The organism is Iningainema tapete BLCC-T55 (genome assembly GCF_014698965.1).
In the GTDB taxonomy this organism is placed as follows: Bacteria; Cyanobacteriota; Cyanobacteriia; order Cyanobacteriales; family Nostocaceae; genus Iningainema; species Iningainema tapete.
The window spans coordinates 52,975-55,404 of the sequence record NZ_JACXAE010000119.1; the positions used below are offsets into that span (position 1 = coordinate 52,975).

The following is a 2,430-nucleotide window of genomic DNA, read 5'->3' on the forward strand; positions in this document are numbered from 1 at the left end:
CAGAGTTTGACAGTACCGTCATCACTACTAGAGGCGATAGTCTTACCATCCGGACTGATGCTAACGTTGGTGACAACCAAATTCTCCCTCTTAAGCGTTTGCAGTAGATTCCCGTCACTGCGCCAAAGTTTGACAGTACCGTCATCACTACCAGAAGTGATGGTCTTGCCATCCGAACTAAAGCTGACGATTGTGACAGCTTTAGTATGCCCTTTGAAGATTTGCAGTAGTTTCCCGTCACGGCTCCAGAGTTTGACAGTACCGTCATCACTACCAAAGGCAATAGTCTTGCCATCCGGACTGATCCTGACACTTCTAACAAAACTGCTATACCCTTTGAAGGCTTGCAGTAGTTTCCCGTCACGGCTCCAGAGTTTGACAGTGCCGTCCCTACTACTATAAGCGATGGTCTTGCCATCCGGACTGTTGTTGCCGCTTGTGATAACCAAACTATCTCTTTTGAGGGTTCTCACTGGTTTCCCTTGTCTGCTCCAGAGTTTGACAGTACCGTCCCTACTACTAGAGGCGATGGTCTTACCATCCAGACTGATGCTGACGCTTGTGACAGCTTTTGTATGCCCTTTGAGAGTTTGCAGTAGTTTCCCATCACTGCTCCAGAGTTTGACAGTACCGTCCCTACTACTAGAGGCGATGGTCTTACCATCCGGACTGATACTGATGCTTGTGACCGAACTACTATGCCCTTCCAAACGATTACGCTCTGTTACTCTGTAAAATGCCTGCCATAATGCTGTCACAACCTGCGTCTGGGTATTAGGTTTTGCCCAGTTTGCCTGTTTAAGTTTTGTCGCTGCCCTTAAGGCTTCTGTTAGAGCATCAAAAGTTTGCCCAGAGGCAAAAAGCGCTTCTGAAGAATTAGTGAGGGATTTAATTTCACTGATGTCGGCTTTTTTCCTTTGCTCTTTTGCCTGTTGTGCCGAATTCCAAGCTGTTACAGCCAGCATTGCTAACACCAATCCAGCTGCAACTGAACCCTGTAGGGCGCGTTTGAAAAAGCGATTGTATTTTTCTTCACTGAGCTTTCTTTGCTTTCTTTCTCTTTCCAGTTCCGCCATCACCTGGGTTAACTTTGGCTCTTGCTGCTGACGGATAAATGCTGCCAAATAATCATGCACTAGTTGATAGCGTTCAGCCGGATTTTCCGGTAATAGCAGTACTAAGCCAGATTTGACAAAAATCTGCAATACCAAATCTAATTTGCTCGCTTCTACTGTCAAATCTGGGGTTAATTCCTTTAAATCTCTTGCCAATTCAGCGCGAGTCTTCAGGGGACGAGTTCCCTTTTGATCTGTAAGCAAATACAGCACTAGTTCTGCTGCTTGCTGATTTTCTTCGCCGCAGTCATCAACCACTTCTTGAAGGTAGCGCTTTACTAATTCTTCCTTTGTGCCACACTCTCGATATTTCACCAAAGTGGTAATGTCTTCTGTTTGTAGTTGCGCCCCCACAACCTGCAACTCAATTGGACGCACTTCGCCTAAATCACCTGCCAAATCTTTGACTAGTTCATCAATTAAAGCAGGTTCTAGGTGAAAACTAGAACGCTCAGTTAATTGTTGAATAATCGCTTTAGCATCAGCAGGGAAAAAGTTACCTAACTCGTAAAGTACATTCTTGCTGAGAATATCATTATTAATAATCTCCATACTATTTAGGCGATTACACTTGAGCAGATAATGCAGGTAATCTTCCCGCAACGACAAAACTATCTTTACAGGCAAAATCTTCAGACATTCGCCTAAAAATTCAAAAAATTGCTGCCTTTGTGCTGGTTCGCTATTAATAAAGAAGAATTCTTCAAATTGATCAAAAATCAACACTGGACGCAAATTACGCGATTCACATTGCCGCAACTGTTCCAAAATGGGGTGTGGGGTGTGGGGTTTAGGGTTTAGGGTGTAGGGTGTGGGGGAAAGGGCTTGTGCCAAAAACTTACCCAACTCTTCCATCCAGTTGGTGTAAACCCGCATTGTCACAACCAAATTATCTTGAAAGCCGATCGCTTTCTGTTTTAAAGCTGGTACAATTCCCGCATTTACCAGCGAACTTTTTCCCACACCTGATTGCCCATGAATTACTATTAGTTTATAATCAGGACGTCCAATGCGTTCAATCAAACGTTTTACATCCAATTGACGACCAGATGCGGTAATTTCTGGTGCTACATTTTCCTGTAGAGACGCGAAATTTAAAGACGCGAAATTTCGCGTTTCTACATGTGCCTGTAATCTTCCTGCACCAATAAATGCACGCAAACCGAATTGTTGCTCTATGGAACGCTGCCGTAGCTTCGTTTTATAGGCTTTGAGATATTCTTTTTGCTGTAAATAAAGGTTCTCCCGTATATATGGTGATAAGCTGTTCTAATCACCAAAGCAAGCTAATAACCGATTCCGGAAATTGTTGAAG

1 protein-coding gene is annotated in these 2,430 nt (G+C 43.8%); it reads right to left on the bottom strand.

The annotated features are described in order from the left end of the window. Positions 1–2,276 (bottom strand): nSTAND1 domain-containing NTPase (locus ICL16_RS40050; RefSeq protein WP_475580435.1); only part of this gene is annotated, 2,276 nt, incomplete at its 3' end. Positions 2,277–2,430: the final 154 nt, after the last annotated feature.